This window comes from Vibrio harveyi NBRC 15634 = ATCC 14126 = KCTC 12724 (assembly GCF_001591145.1).
Taxonomy (GTDB): Bacteria; Pseudomonadota; Gammaproteobacteria; order Enterobacterales; family Vibrionaceae; genus Vibrio; species Vibrio harveyi.
The window spans coordinates 1-19,501 of the sequence record NZ_BCUF01000067.1; the positions used below are offsets into that span (position 1 = coordinate 1).

Annotated in this window: 13 protein-coding genes and 1 pseudogene; 11 read left to right on the plus strand and 3 right to left on the minus strand. The window is 44.0% G+C overall.

Translation table 11 applies throughout. The features are described 5' to 3' along the window. Nucleotides 1-267 precede the first annotated feature (267 nt). The 6 genes from VHA02S_RS22590 (at nucleotide 268) to VHA02S_RS22615 (ending at nucleotide 9,313) form a co-directional block, all read left to right on the plus strand. A complete protein-coding gene (locus VHA02S_RS22590; RefSeq protein WP_005452866.1) occupies nucleotides 268-459 on the plus strand; it encodes a hypothetical protein in 192 nt (63 codons plus the stop codon). Between the two features lie 374 nt (nucleotides 460-833). Then, complete coding sequence (locus tag VHA02S_RS22595; RefSeq protein ID WP_038899355.1) at nucleotides 834-2,846, plus strand: prolyl oligopeptidase family serine peptidase; 2,013 nt, start codon at nucleotides 834-836, stop codon at nucleotides 2,844-2,846. Then, nucleotides 2,847-4,988, plus strand: coding sequence for a TonB-dependent hemoglobin/transferrin/lactoferrin family receptor (locus tag VHA02S_RS22600; RefSeq protein WP_038899356.1), 2,142 nt, complete (start codon nucleotides 2,847-2,849; stop codon nucleotides 4,986-4,988). It begins immediately after the preceding gene. Between the two features lie 9 nt (nucleotides 4,989-4,997). Next, complete coding sequence (locus tag VHA02S_RS22605) at nucleotides 4,998-7,250, plus strand: proprotein convertase P-domain-containing protein (RefSeq protein ID WP_038899357.1); 2,253 nt, start codon at nucleotides 4,998-5,000, stop codon at nucleotides 7,248-7,250. Between the two features lie 34 nt (nucleotides 7,251-7,284). Next, complete coding sequence (locus tag VHA02S_RS22610; protein WP_038899358.1) at nucleotides 7,285-8,736, plus strand: Lcl domain-containing protein; 1,452 nt, start codon at nucleotides 7,285-7,287, stop codon at nucleotides 8,734-8,736. Between the two features lies 1 nt (nucleotide 8,737). Next, nucleotides 8,738-9,313 (plus strand): Lcl C-terminal domain-containing protein, encoded by a 576-nt coding sequence (locus VHA02S_RS22615; RefSeq protein WP_005452860.1) that lies wholly within the window; start codon nucleotides 8,738-8,740, stop codon nucleotides 9,311-9,313. Between the two features lie 106 nt (nucleotides 9,314-9,419). Here the strand turns inward: VHA02S_RS22615 and VHA02S_RS22620 are convergent, their stop codons facing one another. Beyond that, nucleotides 9,420-11,063, minus strand: coding sequence for a methyl-accepting chemotaxis protein (locus VHA02S_RS22620; protein ID WP_009697869.1), 1,644 nt, complete (start codon nucleotides 11,061-11,063; stop codon nucleotides 9,420-9,422). 333 nt (nucleotides 11,064-11,396) lie between these two features. On the opposite strand from VHA02S_RS22620, the gene VHA02S_RS22625 reads away from it, so the two are divergent. The 5 genes from VHA02S_RS22625 (at nucleotide 11,397) to VHA02S_RS22645 (ending at nucleotide 17,385) form a co-directional block, all read left to right on the plus strand. Then, the gene (locus VHA02S_RS22625; protein WP_038899359.1) at nucleotides 11,397-12,218 is read left to right on the plus strand and encodes a phosphate ABC transporter substrate-binding protein; all 822 of its coding nucleotides are present in this window, start codon (nucleotides 11,397-11,399) and stop codon (nucleotides 12,216-12,218) included. Between the two features lie 98 nt (nucleotides 12,219-12,316). Beyond that, nucleotides 12,317-13,249, plus strand: a complete 933-nt coding sequence (gene pstC, locus VHA02S_RS22630) for a phosphate ABC transporter permease subunit PstC (RefSeq protein WP_005452855.1) — start codon at nucleotides 12,317-12,319, stop codon at nucleotides 13,247-13,249. A gap of 22 nt (nucleotides 13,250-13,271) precedes the next feature. Further along, a complete protein-coding gene (gene pstA, locus VHA02S_RS22635) occupies nucleotides 13,272-14,135 on the plus strand; it encodes a phosphate ABC transporter permease PstA (RefSeq protein WP_009697868.1) in 864 nt (287 codons plus the stop codon). A 60-nt stretch (nucleotides 14,136-14,195) separates the two neighbouring features. Then, nucleotides 14,196-14,945: a phosphate ABC transporter ATP-binding protein PstB gene (gene pstB, locus VHA02S_RS22640; RefSeq protein ID WP_005452851.1), complete on the plus strand. Its 750-nt coding sequence runs from the start codon at nucleotides 14,196-14,198 to the stop codon at nucleotides 14,943-14,945. Between the two features lie 373 nt (nucleotides 14,946-15,318). Continuing rightward, on the plus strand, nucleotides 15,319-17,385 hold the full coding sequence (locus VHA02S_RS22645; protein ID WP_038899360.1) for a sensor domain-containing diguanylate cyclase: 2,067 nt from the start codon (nucleotides 15,319-15,321) through the stop codon (nucleotides 17,383-17,385). 67 nt (nucleotides 17,386-17,452) lie between these two features. Here the strand turns inward: VHA02S_RS22645 and VHA02S_RS22650 are convergent, their stop codons facing one another. Both VHA02S_RS22650 and VHA02S_RS22655 read right to left on the minus strand, forming a co-directional pair. After that, the gene (locus VHA02S_RS22650) at nucleotides 17,453-19,099 is read right to left on the minus strand and encodes a BatD family protein (RefSeq protein WP_009697866.1); all 1,647 of its coding nucleotides are present in this window, start codon (nucleotides 19,097-19,099) and stop codon (nucleotides 17,453-17,455) included. Nucleotides 19,100-19,103: 4 nt separating this feature from the next. Continuing rightward, nucleotides 19,104-19,501, minus strand: a pseudogene (locus VHA02S_RS22655) (hypothetical protein); the annotation flags it as partial.

Genomic DNA, 19,501 nt, shown 5'->3' on the forward strand with positions numbered 1-19,501 from the left:
CAATGACACGCTCCCGAAGGGCACTCTTTGTAAATAGTAAGGACCTCGGCTTGTATACTTTGTTGTCGATTTTTGATTTAGACCCACTAAACCTTTAAATCGCCGCCGCGCCTACAAACCAAGTCATCCTCGCTGAACCAAGCATCTCGAGGTTACTTGGGTATAAGCTTTATGTTTATTTATTCTAAACGTGGGTTAAAGATACGTTGATTTTTCTGAACGGATTTTTTGCTTAGCATGAGCGGGGTGTGAAGAGGAGAATACGATATGCAGCAGCAAGATATTCAGCAACAAAAAGATCAATGGTTAGAAGAAATAGACATGACCCTTACCGAGCAACAATGTCGAGAACTAGGGTGGGAACAAACAACTTTGTTCGTTGAGATGTTTTCGTTTCTCTGTATGGCAGTAATAAGCTGTGCTCTGGTTATGTATCGTGGAGGAACTCATGATTACTGAGAAATCACAGATGGGAGAGTTGATAAAATCCATTGTTGTTTCCTCACTTTATTTTGTTGGCTTCCTCGCTCTAATTTGGGTTGTAACGACACATCTTTTCAAATTGAGTCTTGCTTTCCTGTGACCTGATATTTGAAAGCTTTGCGGTATTGCCTCTGTATTAGGAGACGCTACCGTAAGGTTTGTCTCTTTCTTACAGATTACTTCTCCAGTAAATACTATTCCACTTAGTGCATTTGCCTAACATTTAAACGTTTGCATTTTGTAATTAGATAAAAATACCAAATAAATTCCGTAATGATAATTGATCTCATTTTCATTTAAGGGCAGAATACGTCGATATCATTAATTCTATAAATATCTGTGCCTTTTATATGAAATTTAGTCATGTTTTTTTGGGGCTTTTCGTTACCTCTTTACCTAGCTTTGCTGCTGATGATTTTAATTGGCTGAGAGATGACTCACGTCAAGATCAACGAGTCATTGCTTACCTCAAGAAGCAAAACCAAGCAACAGAGGGCTATCAAAAAGGTTACAGTGATATTACTCAAAATCTATTAGATAAATGGGATTTGATGACGGCAGAGAAAGGTGACAAGCCTTGGAGTATCAGTAATGGGCAAGAATGGAACCTGACTCGTCGTGAAGGCAATTACATTCTACTGTCTCGTCCAAGCAAAACTGCGAAAGAAAAAGTTGTTTACGATTTTTCATCTCGACAGAATCAACACCAATACTACCAAGTCGGTCAGTGGCGCATGCAAGGTTCTTTGCTATTGTTCACTGAGGATGTTGATGGCAGCGAACAATATCGTGCTGTACTCGTGAATGTCTCCAACAACCAGACGACAGAACTGACCGAGAATGTTGATGACAATGTGTTGTTATCAGGCAATGGAAAGTTTGCTTATGCCGTAGCGAAAGAAGCGAAAACACAACGCCCATACCGAATTATTCAAATCGATACTCAGACGCGTGAAAGCAAAGTTATTTGGCAAGAGAATAAAAATGACTGGTTAATGTCATTTTATCCGTCTGCTGATGCTCGTTATGCGCTAGTACAAAGCAATAATGATTCTGCGACAGAGCAAAAATTGCTGGATTTGGATTCAGGAAAATTAACGGCTTCGTTACGTAAGCCTGAACTTGGTGTTGAGTATTATGCGGATGTCGCTAAGGGCACCATATTCATCAACAGTAATCTTAACGGCAGCTTTGAGCTGTTTGAGATGAAAGTCTCTGATACTAAACTGCAATCGCCTGCATCTAAGTGGCACCCTTTTGTGAGTGCAGAAGGCGGTATTGAGCAGTTTTATCTTTATGATGCGGGACTTGTGGCATTAGCTAAGAGGGAAAATGCTACGACGATGACTGTGTACTCATACGATGGTCAGGCTAAAAAATCACTTCCTTTGGAAACTGAAGGGCGAGTGGCTTGGCTGAGTACACTCGGAGATTACCAGTCAAACAAGCTCCGCATTCGCAGTATGTCAATGATAACGCCTCCACTCTGGGAAGAGTTCGATGTCGAAACGCTGGTGAAATCTGACTTATCTCAGGATACTTACAACAACTTCTCAAGCGAAAACTACGTATCCAAGCGTATTATGGTTGAAAACCACGGTATAGAAGTACCCGTGTCGCTTGCTTACCGAAAAGATACGTTTTCTGATAACGCTCCTGTCGTCCTTTATGGTTATGGCGCTTACGGCTTTACGATGAAACCATACTTTATGCCTCAAACGGTAAGCTTGCTTGACCAAGGCGTTATTTATGCAATTGCGCATGTCCGTGGTGGTGGCTACTTTGGCAGCGAGTGGCATGAACAGGGGCGTGGTCTTCTTAAAGCTAATTCTATCAATGACTTTACTGCTGTCGCTCAAGCACTAAAACACTTCAAAGGTGGTAAACGTGATGTTTATGCACTCGGTTCAAGCGCTGGCGGCACTTTGGTTGCTGGCGCAATCAACCAAAAACCTGATTTGTTTGCTGGTGCTGTGCTAAAAGTACCATTCGTTGATGTTGTAGCAAGCATGTCTGACCAATCATTGCCATTAACGGCTCAACAATATGGTGAGTGGGGGAATCCGACCATCCCTGAGCAACGCACTATCATGCAAGCTTACGACCCTATCCTCAATATCTATAAAGACGCTTACCCACCCATGTTGGTTCAAGTCGGACTGAACGACCAACGTGTGCCTTACTGGGAAGGTGCTAAATATCTCGCCAAAATTTCGTCGACTAGTGAATCGACAGGACCTTATTTGTTGCAAACGGACTTTAACTCAGGTCACCGCATGGACCCAAGGCAGGCTAGGGAGCAACAAGCAAAGGAATATGCATTTTTATTATCACTAATCAAAAAATCTGAAGCGGAGCAGTAAATGAAGCTTACCCCAGTGTCAGCGGCAGTACTATCGGTACTTGCTGCCAGTCAAGTGCACGCCGAATCTAACGTTTTCTCTATGGAAGAGGTAGTTGTAACTGCTAATAAAATTGAACAACCATTATCGAAAGTCGCGGGCAGTGTTGTGGTTGTTACTGGCGACGAAATTGAGTCGCGGGGAGAAACCGAACTTTATGATGCACTACGTAACGAACCTGGAGTAAGTGTGACTGGAGGAGCTGGTCGTCCTCAAAACATTACTATCCGAGGTATGACGGGTAACCGAATTATGATCATGCGTGACGGTATTCGCTCTGCGGACGGATTTGGCGCAAATGATATTAACGATGCGGTAGGACGAGATACTTTTGATTTATCAAATTTTGGTTCGTTGGAGATCATCAAAGGAGCGAGCTCATCTATTCATGGCTCTGGAGCCATTGGTGGTGCTGTTATCCTGAAATCGAAACAACCGGGTGAGTTCCTAAAGAATAAAGACTTTTATGTGGATGCATCTGGAACGTTTACCGATATCAGCAAGAAGTACAAAGCGACAAGTAACTTAGCATTTCGTTCTGGCAATACGGAAAGTCTCTTCAATGTAGCTTACTGGCAAGGACAAGAAACTCGAAACTTTGATGAAGACCTGTATAACCGAGATCTTGATGGTTATAGCGGTGCATACACGATCAATCATTTCTACAGCGATGAATTGATGTTGAAAGCACGAGCAGAACTTTACACCCAGAACCAAAAGCGTTTAGAAGGTTCCCCATCGATTCAACCTGACGGGCGCTGGGATATCGAAACATTTGATGAGGATGAAGCTTCCGAAGAATACAGTGCTTACGTTGGTGTGGAAATGACGCCTCTTGAACCTACTTGGTTTGAAGAACTCGATGCCAAAGTTTACTGGCGCCATACCGAAGTGGTTGAAGATACAAATCGTTTGATGCGACAGACAGACCACAATGGTTTGACTGTTAGACGTCGTGAGCTTGAACACAAGAAGTTTATTGATGAAACGATGGGATTCCGAGGAGATTTCACACACACAATTAACGCGATAAACACTGAGCACCAGCTTGCTTATGGTGTCGAGCTATCGACAGATTATTACGAGCGCAAAGACAGTGATTCTAAGATTGATTGGAATGGTATTACACCTTCTATAAAGCAACCTTTCGCCCCAGCTCGATCTTATAATTTTGGTCTATATGTCCGAGATATGGTGGAGTTAGATAAGTGGACCATTACGGGCGGATTGCGATTCGATGCGCACCGACTAACACCAGATGGAAAAGGTGAGATTGGTGGTTTTGCTCTTAAAGACATTGATAGTTCGGAAGTATCGCCAAGCTTGTCGGTTTCTCGTGAAGTGTTTGCTAACGACATCGTTTATGTCTCGTACAACCACGGTTATCGCGCTCCTGAATACGATAAAGCGTATGGCTTCGTAAATCATGATTTTGTACCACTAACTCCTTTTGTTATTGCACCTAATCTAGACCTCAAAGCTGAAACCTCTGATTCTTTTGAAATTGGTAATAAGTTCGATAACGGTCACGTGCATTTGTTTGTGGCTGCTTTCTACAACAAGTATGACAACTTCATCGATGTTGTAACAACAGGGTTTGACTCCAACTCGGGTAATTTCATCAAGCAGTACCAAAACCTTGATGGGGTAGAGACTTACGGTGCTGAGGTTTCTGCGGGTTATGCATTTACCAGAAACTGGAATATCAACACCAAGTTTGGATATGTCGATGGTAAAGATGCTGATGGTGACTACGTTCGAAGTATCACTCCCTTTGAAGGTAATGTTCAGCTTGATTACATGAGTCAAAAGTTAGGGGCTTATGTCGCTTGGAATTGGGCCGCGGCCATGGATCGAGTGCCGAAATGTCAGACTTCACTCGGTCTAGCTACAGAGTGTGCTCAGACGAGCGCATGGAATACTTTTGATATCGGTGCTACCTACCGAGTGACAAAAGACCTGCGCTTGAGCGCAAACATCGTCAACCTTCTCGACAAAGAATACATCCGCTACCAAGACGTTGCTGGTATCGCTGAGGAAAGCAAACGTTACTCAACTGAACCAGGACGCTACGTCACACTTAACGTGAAATACGAATTCTAGGACGAAATCATGAAGCTAAAACCATTAGCGCTTTCACTTGTTGTTGCCTGTACCTTTTCGGTACAGGCCGCAGAGTGGGACTACCCCATAACGAACTCTGTAGTGAATAATGAAGCCGAAGCGAAGACTTATTTAGATAGTAATTACGCGAATGCAGGTGAATTTAAGTTCCGTTACAAAACGCAATCTCGGCTCGGTGAGCATTACAACTTTGATGTTTGGGTTAAAGGAGAATACCAAGCTCAAAGAACAGTAGTGGTAACAACGGACAAAGAGCACCATGTGGTTCGAGTATTTAAGAGCCTCGAGGACACCATCATCCGCAATGGCAAACCGACGGTTGCAGCTGAGATGGAAACACCTCGACAGCTAGAAGCGCAAGAACCGCCAGCACTTAGCACCGGTCATATGGTGGATGTGGATGTATCACTGTTCAATCCTGATTTGCGTACTATGCAGCAACAGCCTGCGCCAGAGTCTGCGTGGTCTTCTCTATCGGATTATCCAAGATCAATCGAGTATGTCACCAAATCGGTCCAAGTTCTCCAGTCTGGTGGTAAGTTTTACCTATCGAACAGTCGGGTAAAACAAGTTGACGCCACGGCGTTGTTAGCAGTGACAGCCCCTGGTGCAGGGCCTGAGCGCGATACAACGAATTTTTTACCTGCCGAAGGTCTCCAGTCTTTTGACAGCATTGAACAAATGCAGCAAACGAAGTTTGGAGATAATGCGTTTCCACAGTTAATGGCGTTTTACCACCTTGATAACTCGATTCAGTACCTAAGGAGTATTAATTATGATCTCTTTAATGCTCCTTTGCGTTTTGATGGTCGAGGTCTAGCAAAAGATAACTCTACTTATTACTACGGTCCACGCGCTTTGATGCTTGGCGTCGGTGGTGTGTCTCCTGATGCTGTTGATGCTGACGTTGTGCTACATGAATTCGGGCATGGTGTTCACTATCAAATCGTTCCTGATTGGGCATACGGTCATACCGGTGCGATAGCCGAAGGCTTTGCCGATTATTGGGCAGGAAGCGCTAGCTATCGAACACAATATCAAGATGCCACCCGCCGTGGGCAAGAATTTGAGATTGATACTGTCTTTAATTGGGACGGGATGTTCGGCGTTCGTCGAGGGACAAGAAGCTTATGGAACCAGCGTGCTCGATATTTTGAAGGTGCAGAGTACCCAGCTCATATAAGTGTAGGAGGGGAGAATGGTGATGAGCTTTGGTCTACGCCACTTTTCCAAGCGTTAAAAACCTCGGTTATGCGTTATGGGGACGGTACAGATAAGGTCTTTCGTGAGTTCGATAGCATTGTGTTGGAGGGCATGTATGGTATAGGACGTGGCGTGAAAATGCATGACCTTGCAGAATCTACAGTTTTTGCGGCAAAAACACTGTTTCCAAATAAAGAGTATGCGCAATTTTTGACGGATAGCTTTAACAAACACAATTTGTTGAAAGCACCATTTCGTGCGCGTTATGACGCGCGTTACATCCAAGTTGGTAAAGATGTCGGAGTTAGCATTGCTCAGAACGGTCGAATCGCGACGATTAAAGGTCAATGGCAACTCGATGGTAAGTCGGTGTTCGATATTGATCAGACGCTTTCGGATTCTACATCTATGCAGGTTGCTTTACCGCAGGGGGTTACTTGTGGGACTCAATTTGACTCTTCTATCGCGCTCGATTATCGATTTGGTGAAGATCTAAAAACTCACCAATGGACAGAAAGTATCAAGCTGGTTAACGGTGTACCTAAATTAGACATCAAACCTCAAGCTCTGAATTCAGCGTTACCAGAACAAGGTGACAGGCTCTTTTCGCAAACTTTATCTGATAGGTCTCTAAAGATTGATGATTCGTTTGCTGTTTACCTAAATATTGAACATGAGTCTCTTCAAGATCTACAAGTGACGTTGGTATCGCCTCAGGGCAAGACTGCTGTGCTGCTTAGTCATCAAACAAGTAATTCAAATGGATTTAATGGTTACTTTACAGCTCAGTACGATGACGAGTTAAAAGAACTCGTTGGCGAACCGAGTTGGGGTACTTGGCGTCTCGAGATTTCGGATCGCGTGTCTGGAAACGCTGGGGTGTTGAAAGAGTGGGGTGTGAGTCACTTTGCTCAGTATCAGTGTCGTGCTGATACCACTAATGAAAACAGTAATGGTGGCTCGGGTGGTAGTGGTTCACCTTTCGCATTGTTTGGTCTGTTACTGCTTTCAATGGTGAGAGTGGTTCGCTCTCGTTAAACCACAAATTATTAATCAAAAGAAGATAATATTTATGAAGTTTCAATATTCTTTCATTGCTATATCGTTCGCCCTTGCTGGCTGTGGCGGCGGTTCTGGTGGTGACTCAGCCGCTCCGACATACAACCTAGCGGGTACGATTGCAGCCCAAGGCACATTGCTGGATACCCTTGTGTGTATCGACTTAAACCAAAACTACGTTTGTGATTCATCTGAACCTAGTACAAAAAGTGATAATGCTGGTAAGTTCACCCTGACATCAAGCGACAAAAACATTTTGACTAGCACGATTCTTGCTGAAGTTGATCAGGGCTCAAATCAAACACTTCGAGTAAGTGCTCCAGGTCAAAACCTAGCGACAGGCAACACGCTTAATGGTGTCACAAGCCTAATTTCAGGCTTAGTTGTAGATGGTAAAACGCTTGCTCAGTCGGAAGAAATTGTAAAAACGCAATTGGCTGGTGCGGGCGTTTCTTTGTCTGGTTCCGTGATGTCAAGTGCAACGGCAAGCGAGCTAAGCACACTCGAACAAAATACGGCTGCCGTACTAAAAAGTATGAAGCCGGAGCAAATGAAGCAAGGTGTTGCTCTCCTTTCTCAGAATCTTAGCTACCAAAGTAAAGCGCTTGTCTCAGAGTCGCTATCTGATGCTCAAATCGCATCGTTGGCTAAAGAAATTAGTGAACTTGCTGATCAGACTATAGGTCGTAACGACACCGGTGTCGTGTTGTTTTTCGCTGAAGGAACTTCTGGTGTTGCGAAAGAACCGCTAGATTACCCAGGTCAGGATGCTTCTTATGGCTTCGATAAAACCGACAAGCAAACAACAACAGGATCAGGACTTAAATTTGTCAAGCTTGATGCGAAAGGTACAGCTTTGGCTGATGATGCGTCAGAGTGGTCTTGTACCTTGGATGAGCGTACTGGTCTAGTTTGGGAAAACAAGAGTGGGGATTCTAACTCAATTCAATTTAAAGACCGCCTATTTGCGTTTGAGTCTGAAACATTTAAACCATTTAGCAAAGATGTCGATCTTGCAAGTTGTAAAGACGCGGGTGATGAAGTTTGTACAACAAGCCAATACGTTGAGTACACGAACAAGCAGTCGTTATGTGGAATTGCTAGTTGGCGTTTGCCGACTTACCGTGAGACTTATGACTTACTAGACTTTGGTGAACAAACACTGTTTGCTCCGAACGACGAATATGCGCCATACAACGTCTATGGTTTTAATGTTAAATACTTCCCACAGCAAACCATAGGTAGTCCTTATTTAGAATATGGTGCGTTTTGGCATAGCGACTTTAAGTTTACGAATGCATCATCACAGCTCATTGATGGTGAGGTTTATTTCCCTGCGATTGTCTCTCGGGGCGTAGAAAGAGGAACTATTTCATACGTCGAGATTCGCTCAAGCAACACAAGTGTAGGTGCTGATGATTCTTACCAATTCCCAATCCGTCTAGTCGCAGTTAAGGGGCAATAAGATGAAGAAATTAATAACTGTACTATCTCTTGCTTTGGTTTCTCAAACTGGAATGGCTGCACAAGAGTGTTCTACTGACTTTTCTAAAACGGCACCTAACACGCGTTATACATATTCTGAGAACGGTACCGTAACTGATCTGAAAACAGGTCTAACATGGATGCGCTGTCCAGTCGGTATGACATGGAATGTAGGAAATCAAGAATGTCAGGGGACGCGATCTACAATGTCATGGCAATTAGCTCTCTCCACAGCAAAACAAATTCGTAATAAGGACGGCAACCATCCTCTTCACAATTTTGCTGGCAAAAAAAACTGGCGACTAGCAAATATCAAAGAGCTGGTATCTCTAACTGAGCGAGCTTGCCACAGTCCAGCTATGAATGGTACAGGGTTTGTTAGCGGCTATAGTTTGAAAGGTGGAGATGATGTTCTAGGGATTTATGTGTGGAGTAACACACCTAATGGCGACGGTGAGCATGTTGCAACTTTTGACACGACTAATGGTGAGATTTTTAATCGAAAGCCGTTAAATTCAGCCTTCAAAGCTACTGTATTGTTAGTGACGGATGAGTAATAATCATTATATCAACAAAGACTTATAGTTTTGTTGTTTATAAAAAGCTCCGCGATTGCGGAGCTTTTTGTTTTCTCGTGTGTAAATTATGCGTTGAGTCGAACGCTTAGATTTGGAACTGCTTAAGCTGGTGTTTCTGATTTTCTGCCAAACCAGACAACTCTTGCGCTGCAGCGGCTGATTGGGTGATACCCGTTACGTTCTGGCTGACCAACTCATAAATAGTGCTTAAGTTGTTGTTGATGTCAGAGGTGACTTGTTTCTGTTCTTCTGAAGCGGTTGCGACTTGAGTATTGATCGCGTTCAAGTCAGAAATCGCGCTGTTGATGTCGCTCAGAGAACGGCTTACTTCTGCAGCAAGCGCCTGGTTGTCTTCTAGCATGGCTAAGCTTGAATGCATGCTTTCGTTTGCCTGACCAGACTGTTGTTGTAGCTCTTCAATGATGGTTTGGATCTCTTTGGTCGATTCTTGAGTTCTTGCTGCAAGCATACGTACTTCATCTGCAACTACGGCAAATCCACGACCACTTTCACCTGCGCGTGCTGCTTCAATAGCGGCATTGAGTGCCAACAGGTTGGTTTGTTCAGAGATACTTTCAATTACCTCAATCACTTTACCAATCTGTTCCGACTGGTCTTTTAGTGATGTCACTACGTGGGCAGCTTCGTTGAGTTGATCTGCCATCTTAGTACTTGCACGCGTGCTTTCCTCAAACATGCTCAAACTTTGTGAAGTTAATTTCGTCGCTTCATTAGACGCGCTATCCGCTTGCTGTGCGTTAGTTGACACTTCCGCAGCGGTAGATTCAAGTTGATTAATTGCAGAAGCGACTTGTTCTACTTCTTGTTTTTCTTGATCAGAGTTTGCGCTGCTTTGTGTCATGACTGTCGCAAGTTCAGTAGACGCCGAAGCGACATCTTCACTGATTCGTACTAGAGAATCGACGGTGCCACGAAGCTGATGGATCGTTTGGTTAACGTCACTCGCCAATTCGGATACTTCGTTTTTACCTACTTCTTCTGCTTCTACAAGCAAGTTGCCTTTTGCTACTTCTCTCATGGTTTGTTGCAGATTACGAATAGGCGCAACAATATAGCTTGCCAGCAGCCAACTGATTAATGAAGCAATAGAAAGGATGATGACCAGCGAGATGGTGCTGTAGGTTAGCGTATTAGAGTGCAATACTCCGTTTTCTTCTACTTCATCCGTTACGATTTGATTGAGCTTTTTAGACAAGCTGTCAATGGCATTGATCATTGCCTCACCAGCGAGGCGGTATTTGCCCATTGCGGTTTCGTATTCTCGGTCAAAATCCGATGTTGTGTAGTCCGATGAATGCTTGGTATTTAACAGAGGTGTCATGGTGACTCGAGTGAAATCCACATAGTGGTTCATCGCCTCACGCATGGCATTTACCTCTGCATGAATACCTTCAATTTGATCGATTGAGTTTAAAAATTCTTGGTTTGTCGCCTGACGTCGTTGTAATTCTTGGTTAAGTGTTTTGACATCTTCAGCCCTGAAAAGACTGTAGATAGCCTTAATGCGCATGGCATAAGTGTTGTCTACGATTGAGCTCAGTTCTTCTTTGTGCACGATAAGGTTATTTGTTGAAACCGTAACTTTATCGAACGCTTGCTCTAATTTTCCTATGCCTACGCTCAAACCTACGATGAGAAGTATGACAGTGAAAAGTACGGGCACGAAAACCTGTAGCTTAATAGACAGCGCACTAAGTAATTGACGCATGATTGACCCTCTAAAGATTGTAACTATTATCATTTTTGTAAGTAAAGCGTAACGATTCTAATCATTAGTCTCGATATATCAATCATTTAACAATGTTTATTTGTTATGAAATATATTAAAAGCGATGTAGTTGGCATTTTGCTATTACAAAAAGCAGTCAAAGTATTTTGAGCTCGAAAGTAAATAAAGTTTGATTGCTGATTTATTAAGCAGAAATGACAACGTGTCATAGAGGCTTCAACTAAGTGAAACACAACTGTCATATTTGGATTCTAAAGTGAGCACCGTTCAAGTGAAACACAACGGCAATAAGGCCACTTAAAGGAAATTGTGATGAAAAAGACAGTAATCGGTGCAATCGCACTTCTAGGCGCAATGGCAGTGACTCCTGTTTCTGCTAAAGAAACTATCTCTGCAGTGGGTTCTAGCAGCGTAACTCCACTGATGGAAGTTTTCTCTGAAACATACATGAAGACAAACCCGAACGTATTTATCGAAGTTCAAGGTCCTGGTTCATCTGCTGGTGTTAAAGCAGCGAAAAACGGTTCTGCAGACTTAGGTATGTCTTCTCGTAACCTAAAAGACTCTGAGAAAGAGCCTGCTCTAAAAGAAGAGACAGTCGCTCTAGACGGTATCGCAGTTGTTGTAAACCCACAAAACAAACTATCAGGTCTAACGGCTGAGCAAGTTACTGCTATCTACAAAGGCGAAGTGACAAACTGGAAAGATGTTGGCGGTGCAGATAAGCCAATCGTAGCAATCACTCGTGATACGGCTTCTGGTACTCGTGGCGCATTCGAAGACATCATGTCTCTAAAAATGAAAATTTCTGGTAAGAAAGTATCTGCAATCTCTCAACGCGCTCAAGTTGCTAACGGTAACGGTGCACTGAAGACTATGGTTGCTTCTAACCCATACGCAATCGGCTACATTTCTCTTGGTACTGTTGATGGCTCTGTAAACGCACTTCCAATCGATGGTATCGAAGCATCGGTAGACAATGTGAAGAACGGTTCTTACAAAGTTGCTCGTCCTTTCCTTGTCCTTTACAAAGAAGGCAAGCCATCTGCTGAAACTCAAAAATTCCTAGACTGGATGCTAACTGACGAAGCGCAAGCGCTAGTTGACCAAAAAGGTTACATCTCAGTTAACTAATCCTATCGGGACTCTAAAGTTTGCTCAGCCCAACGTTTCGGGCTGAGCCTTTTCTATCCATTGTGTTCAACGGCATTGCCAAGAACCGTGAGATTTTTATGACCATCGCAACAAATAGTGAAAAGCTTATGACTACTGACGCTAAAGCGATCAGCAAGCCAGGTTTACGCGAAAAACGCCGCGTCGATTGGAGAGAACGCATCTTCCACGGCTTGTTCCTAACGAGTGCTGTTATCGGCATCGTATCATTAGCAGTTATCGCATACTTCATCGTTCGAGAGAGTATCCCAGCATTCCAAGAAGCGGGCGTCTCGGGCATTGTCCTAGGTCAAAACTGGTTACCACCTGCACTATACGGTGTTGCCACTATGATCGTCGCTTCTATCGTATCGACAGCTGGCGCGGTTTTAGTGGGTGTTCCAATTGGTGTTTTGACTGCTATCTTTATCGCGGAAATCGCACCAAAGCGCTTGGCGGACATTATTCGCCCGGCAGTAGAACTGCTCGCAGGTATCCCTTCCGTCGTTTACGGTTTCTTTGGTCTAGTTATTATCGTTCCACTGATTCAAAACGTTTTTGATGTGCCAGCGGGTAACACTATCCTTGCAGGTATCATCGTTCTTGGTGTGATGATTCTACCAACGGTAATTACGGTTTCTGAAACGTCTATCCGCGCGGTTCCTCGTACTTACAAAGAAGGTTCTTTGGCGCTAGGCGCATCTAAAATCTACACCATCTTTAAATTGCTCGTTCCAGCGGCTCGCTCAGGCATCATGACAGGTGTGATTCTGGGTATCGGTCGTGCGTTGGGTGAGACCATGGCGATCATTATGGTTATGGGTAACGCGCCAGCTATGCCAGAAGGCATCTTGGATTCGGCTCGTACGCTAACGGCAAACATCGCTATTGAAATGTCTTACGCAAGTGGTGTTCACGCAAACGCACTTTACGCTACAGGTGTGGTACTTCTTGTTTTCATCATGTCGTTGAACGCTGTACTACTTTACCTAAACCGAGAAAAAGCGAAGTAATCGCTCGTTAAAGGTGACTATTATGGATCGCGCAAAACTTAAAAAAGCACGCCAGTTCAAAGATAATGTCTTTAGCGCATTTGTCTGGATCTCGGCAGCACTGACGGTAGGTTTTTTGTTCTGGATTATCTGGTACATCCTATCAAACGGTCTACAACATGTAGATTGGAACTTCATTACTGATAACTATACGCGTACAGGTGAAGAGCAGGGCATCTTCCCAATGATTGTGGCGACAATTTACATGGTTATCGCATCTATCGCAGTGGCTGCTCCACTCGGTATCATGACAGCAATCTACTTGACCGAATACGCGAAAGTTGGCAGTCGTTTAGTGAAGATTATCCGATTCTGTACTGAGTCATTGGCGGGTATCCCGTCGATCATCTTCGGTCTATTCGGTATGACTTTCTTTGTGGCAATTCTTGGTCTTGGCTTCTCGATTCTATCAGGTGCCCTAACGCTAAGTATCCTTATCCTGCCAGTGATCATCCGTACTACGGAAGAGGCGTTGATGGCAGTACCGCAAACATACCGTGAAGGTTCTTACGGTCTGGGTGCTTCTAAGATTTACACTATCTGGCGTTTAATTCTTCCAAGCGCAATGCCAGGTATCTTAACCTCGGTCATTCTAAGTATTGGTCGTGTCATTGGTGAGTCTGCTCCAGTATTCCTGACAGCAGGCATGGTTGCACGTATTCCGGATTCTCTATTGGATTCAGGTCGTACGTTAACCGTTCACCTATACAAACTGACTACCGAACTGTTTACCATTGAAGAATGGAATCAGGCTTACGGTACCGCGACAGTTCTGATTGTTGTTGTTCTACTGATCAACATGTTTACAAAACTTATCGCACGACGTTTTAACACCGCAACTTACTAACAAAACGAATTAAGAACGCACGTTAAAAGACACGAATTCAAGATTTAAGAGATTAAGAAAATGAACAAGTTTGATATTGAAAACCTAGATCTGTTTTACGGTGACAACCAAGCACTGAAATCAATCAACTTACCAATCCCAGTACGCCAAGTGACGGCGCTTATCGGTCCTTCAGGTTGTGGTAAATCAACATTGCTACGTTGCTTGAACCGCATGAATGACCTGATTGAAGGCGTGAAGATTACGGGTAAGTTGGCAATGGACGGTGAAGATATTTACGGCAATATCGATGTTGCTGACCTTCGTATTAAGGTTGGTATGGTATTCCAGAAGCCAAACCCATTCCCAATGAGTATCTATGAAAACGTGGCGTACGGTCTGCGAGCTCAAGGCATCAAAGACAAAAAGCACATCGATGAAGTCGTGGAGCGATCTCTGCGTGGTGCAGCACTTTGGGATGAAGTAAAAGACCGTCTTAAGTCTCACGCGTTTGGTCTATCTGGCGGTCAGCAGCAGCGTCTATGTATTGCACGTACAATCGCGATGGAGCCTGATGTGATTCTAATGGATGAGCCAACATCAGCACTTGACCCGATTGCGACCCACAAAATCGAAGAATTGATGGAAGAGTTGAAGAAGAACTACACCATCGTGATCGTAACGCACTCAATGCAGCAGGCGCGTCGTATCTCAGATCGTACAGCGTTCTTCCTAATGGGCGAATTGGTTGAGCATGACGATACACAAGTTATCTTTAGCGATCCAAAAGACGACCGCACCCAAGGTTATGTAAACGGTGACTTTGGTTAATTACAGTATTTACAAGCATATACGTTAATAACTATAAGCGATGGTACTCTTGCCCCTCCTAGTGAGGGGCTTTTTTTATTTTGGGTGTGACTGCCTATCATTATTAGCAATGCTCATGTTGATTCATTTTTGCTCATTTTTTTTGCAGTATGTAATTCTGATGAAACACCTGTCTAAAAATGTTGAAAGGTTCTCGAATGTGAAATTAAGTTAATATTTTTTGCGAAAGACTTAACAGCTCAACTTGGATTCCATTGATTGCATATCTACACCTAAGTAGTTTTTTATCGAAAATAAAAAAGTAGATTAGGTTGGTCAGGTGAGTTTAAAAAGTTTTACAAGAACAGTCTCTTCGACGAGAGATCATAGGCTCTTGGCGGAAGCCATCTTCGAGCATCTAGAACAGCACTTTTCCCCCAGCGCGATAGCGATTTTCGACGATCCGCTGACTAATCCAGCCGGGACCATTCTTTTTTCCCGTGGTGACTTATTTCCAATTCGTCAGTATCCAGAAGCTTTTTGGGATTGGGCAAGCCAGTTTGATACCTCAGAAAGTATTATTCCCCTTGCGATCAACACCTGCAATTGGGAACACATTCAAGATCTGGGTGGCGACAGCTACATCATGATGCTCGATAACACACCGATTAAGCGCACCTATCTACTAGTACAAAACGTTCAAGCCCGATCAGCTCACAATATTTACGAAGAAAGCTACGACGCTATGCAGCTCGCTGCAGCTCGTTGGCAGTGCATTCGAGCTGAAAAACACGCGTCGCTTGAGATGAAGCACCGCGATGTACGAGAAGCTCAATATGTTGATGAACTCAGCCAACGTGAACGGTTCATCGAAAATATGAAGCTCGTACAACAAGTCGCTTTAGAAATTTCCAACCCAGACTCTTTGAAAGATCTGTATATAAAAGCAGTAGAGGCACTGCGTGAGCGTCTAGGCTTTGATCGCTCAACCTTGATGCTGCTTGATATGAAAAAGCGCAGTTTCAGTGGCACGTACGGTACAGATGAGTCGGGTACTACTATTGACGAGTTCCACACTCAGTATGATCTTCACCAATTGAGTGAAGAGTACATCGCCGCTTTGTCGAGCATAGAGCGCAATCTGGTCATCGTTGAAGATGCCCCTATATATACCGCAGGCAAAGTTGTCGGGCAGGGATGGAACGCGATGTTGATTTTACGCGATGGGAATGAGCCGTTTGGCTGGTTTGCGTTGGACAACTTCATTCACCGTAAACCGATTACCGCTTACCAAAAGCAAATGCTGGAGTCTTTTGGTTCGCTTTTCTCTCAAATTTTTATCCGAAAACGCCAAGAGCAAAATGTGCGTATGCTGCACTCCAGTATGGTTGAACTATCACGTTGTACGACCGTGAGTGATGTCTGTAAATCTGCGGTGACGTTTGCAATTAAGAACCTTGGCATTGACCGTATGGCCGTGTTCTTAACCGATGAAAATTGCTCTTATATGCAAGGAACGTGGGGAACCGACATTCAAGGGAATGTGGTTGATGAATCTTACTTTTTTGGTGAGACGCAAGACTTCTCTTTGATCAATTTAGCTCGCTCGATGCCAAATGAGGTCGCCTTTGAAGAATCGGTACCTATTTACCATGACTGTAACATTGTAGGGTTCGGTTGGGCTGCCATGACAGTGCTGACATCGAATAGCAGCGGTCCTATCGCTTTTATCGCCGTGGATAACCTTCTTACCCGTGCACCGTTGACATCTCAGCTACGTGAAGTGATTCGAATGTTTGCTTCAAGCCTTGCTGAAGTGCTGCAAAGAACGCAAGCGCAGGAAGCGATTAGAGAGCTCAATGAGAACCTAGAGCTTGAAGTCAAGAATCGAACAAAAGAGCTGGAAGAAGCGAATCGACAATTGGAGGTTTTGTCCAAACTTGATCCGCTAACACGTTTGGGCAACCGCCGCATGTTAGAGCATGTGATGCAAAAGTACTGTTATATCGAACATAATGAGGTGATGCCTTTCGGTCTTATTCTGATCGATATTGACCATTTTGGTTTGTTTAACAACCATTATGGGCACTTAGAAGGGGATATTGCCTTAATGAGAATTGGCAATATTCTTGAGCATCATACCAAAGATGAAGACGAAGTGTTTTGTCGCATTGGTGGTGAGGAGTTTGTCCTTCTGATGATCGGGTCTGACCAAGAAGAGGTTAGGCTACGTGCGGAGTGTATTCGACGTTGTATCGAGGATGAAGGAATCAAGCATTGTCACAACCCAGAAGGTGAATTGCTTACGGTTTCTGTCGGTTATTCCTGTTATCAAACTCAAGGAAAAGATTTTAATTTTGATCACCTTTATCAACTTTCAGATAAAGCGCTTTATCAGGCGAAAAATAGCGGTCGAAATTGTGTTCGTATGTTCGACACGCCGGATCAAATCGTTGCTTAAGATCACCAAAATACAAAAATGGCAGCTCTGATTGAGCTGCCATTTTGCGTTAGTAAGATGAAGGAGATTACAACTTTTCTAGCTGGTGGCTAGATTTAGTGTGCTTCTCTTTCGCCAGTTGTTTAAGTTTGACGAGTAGAGTTTCTGCTTTCCACACTTGTTGTGTCGCACTAAAGCGAGATTGGTTCATAACGGCTAACTCCTCTTTCACCGCTCTTACTGCGTCAGATTCGCTGCTGCTATGATGGGTGTTTAGGTAGTCATTAACTGCTCTTTCAATCATCACGCTGTCACCTTGTTTGATGGTGCGCTCTAAATCTTGAATTGGAGAACCCTGACGCGCGCTTACGGCCTTTTCTGTTTGTTGAGTTGCGCGTGTTTTCCATAGTCCAAACGCGATAGCAGAAGTGACAAGCCACAATACGCCGAATACGAAAGTGAGTGTTTGCCAAATTGAATCTACACCACTTGGCGCAGTGGGTGCCGAAGTAGCTGCAGGTTGCGTTGGTAACGCACTTTCTGGCAAGGTAATTAAACCACTATCACTTTTTTCGACATTCAATTTGAGCTGGGTGATCTCTGCTTTTCTCTCTTGATCTCGATTGCTATCCCACCAATTTACAGAATACCCCGGAAGTGTCAGGCTGCCTGCCTCGGTAGGGATTAGCACTTGTTTGACGGTCATCGTCACTGTGCCATCGCGCGAGGTTTCAAACTGTGGTTGTTCAGGGTAAACACGTAATGTACTTGGGTAAATAATACCAATACGTGGCAAGTATTCCGCTTGAGTACCATGTGCTCGAATGCGAATCGTACGAGTGATAGAAGAACCTTGCTTCACAGTGTTTATCTTATTCACAGACAGAGGATTACCCTGATCATCTTGCCAGCTCTGTGTCATTTCTAACGCACTTGCAGGCAGCCAGTTTCCTTTGAAGTCTTTTGGAATTGGCTTGACGGTAATTGTCATTTGCTCTGTTTTTGTGTTGATTGGCATGATCTTGGTTGAGCCAGTTAAGCTGTCCCCATAGATATATGAACCAGTCAGCTTAGGGCCGTTAAGCGTATAAGTGCCTGGTTGATCCGCAGTAATGTGGAATGACTGCTCTAACACCGTAACTTCAAGTCCATCTATGACGCGACGACCTTGTTTGGCATCGCTTGCTGGCTCGATTTTCATCCCTTCAATACTTGGTGGGAGGATTTGAGGGTTATCAAGGCGACGAGGATCTGCCTTTATGACTAACTGCATTCGCACCGTCGTAGACTGCTGGGGATAAAGCGTATGGTTATCCACGTCCATGTTGAAACTAAACAGTTCATCCATGTCTGGTTCTGTTTGATCTTTGGTGACGCGCAGTTTGATAGGCTCTGTTGTCATTCCATCAGCAGAGAAGCTAGGGATGGTCACGACACCTTCTTTCATTGGAGCAATTGAAATACTCCATTCAGTGCGAACGGTTTTATGACCATTGATGTTATTACTCGAGCGACCATAACGCGGTTGACCCAAAAAGAAATCATCTTTCAGAGCATCAAAGTTAATCGCATCTGAGCCTAGCTCTGTGTCTGCCATGATCCTAAGGTTGATCACTTCGTTTTTAGCCACCTGAGTCTTATTTACGCTGGCTTGAAGGCTTTGAGCAAAAACCGAAAAGCTAGTTAGTAGGCTGGCCATTAGAACAAAGACCAGTTTTGCGCCTTTTTTCATCATGGACTTACCACTCCTTATTTGATTGTTGTGGAGGTTGTTTTTGTTGAGCTTGCAACTGCATTTGAGCACGAATCAGGAAGCTTGGGTCACGAGCACTTTCCACCGCTTCTAAGCGTCGGAACTCAGGGTCATCCTGATGCGTTTTCTCTGGTTGAGCTTGAGCCTGCATTGGCTGACCTTTCTGCTCATCCAGTTTCTCTTTTCCTTGTTTAGCGCGTTGCTGCTCGGCTTTCTGCTTTTCTTTTTTATTTTCAGATTCTTGCTGATTTTGTGACTGTTGTCCTTGCTCTTTCTTAGCCTCATTTTGAGACTTTTGTTGCTGTTGCTGTTGCTGTTGCTGTTGCTGTTGCTGTTGCTGTTGCTGTTGCTGTTGCTGTTGCTGTTGCTGTTGCTGTTGCTGTT

Coding starts and splice junctions, on each gene's coding strand:
- pstC (WP_005452855.1), top strand. CDS start 12,317: ATGACCATCGCAACAAATAGTGAAAAGCTTATGACTACTGACGCTAAA.
- VHA02S_RS22615 (WP_005452860.1), top strand. CDS start 8,738: ATGAAGAAATTAATAACTGTACTATCTCTTGCTTTGGTTTCTCAAACT.
- VHA02S_RS22610 (WP_038899358.1), top strand. CDS start 7,285: ATGAAGTTTCAATATTCTTTCATTGCTATATCGTTCGCCCTTGCTGGC.
- VHA02S_RS22625 (WP_038899359.1), top strand. CDS start 11,397: ATGAAAAAGACAGTAATCGGTGCAATCGCACTTCTAGGCGCAATGGCA.
- VHA02S_RS22595 (WP_038899355.1), top strand. CDS start 834: ATGAAATTTAGTCATGTTTTTTTGGGGCTTTTCGTTACCTCTTTACCT.
- VHA02S_RS22600 (WP_038899356.1), top strand. CDS start 2,847: ATGAAGCTTACCCCAGTGTCAGCGGCAGTACTATCGGTACTTGCTGCC.
- VHA02S_RS22605 (WP_038899357.1), top strand. CDS start 4,998: ATGAAGCTAAAACCATTAGCGCTTTCACTTGTTGTTGCCTGTACCTTT.
- VHA02S_RS22620 (WP_009697869.1), bottom strand. CDS start 11,063: ATGCGTCAATTACTTAGTGCGCTGTCTATTAAGCTACAGGTTTTCGTG.
- pstB (WP_005452851.1), top strand. CDS start 14,196: ATGAACAAGTTTGATATTGAAAACCTAGATCTGTTTTACGGTGACAAC.
- pstA (WP_009697868.1), top strand. CDS start 13,272: ATGGATCGCGCAAAACTTAAAAAAGCACGCCAGTTCAAAGATAATGTC.
- VHA02S_RS22650 (WP_009697866.1), bottom strand. CDS start 19,099: ATGATGAAAAAAGGCGCAAAACTGGTCTTTGTTCTAATGGCCAGCCTA.
- VHA02S_RS22590 (WP_005452866.1), top strand. CDS start 268: ATGCAGCAGCAAGATATTCAGCAACAAAAAGATCAATGGTTAGAAGAA.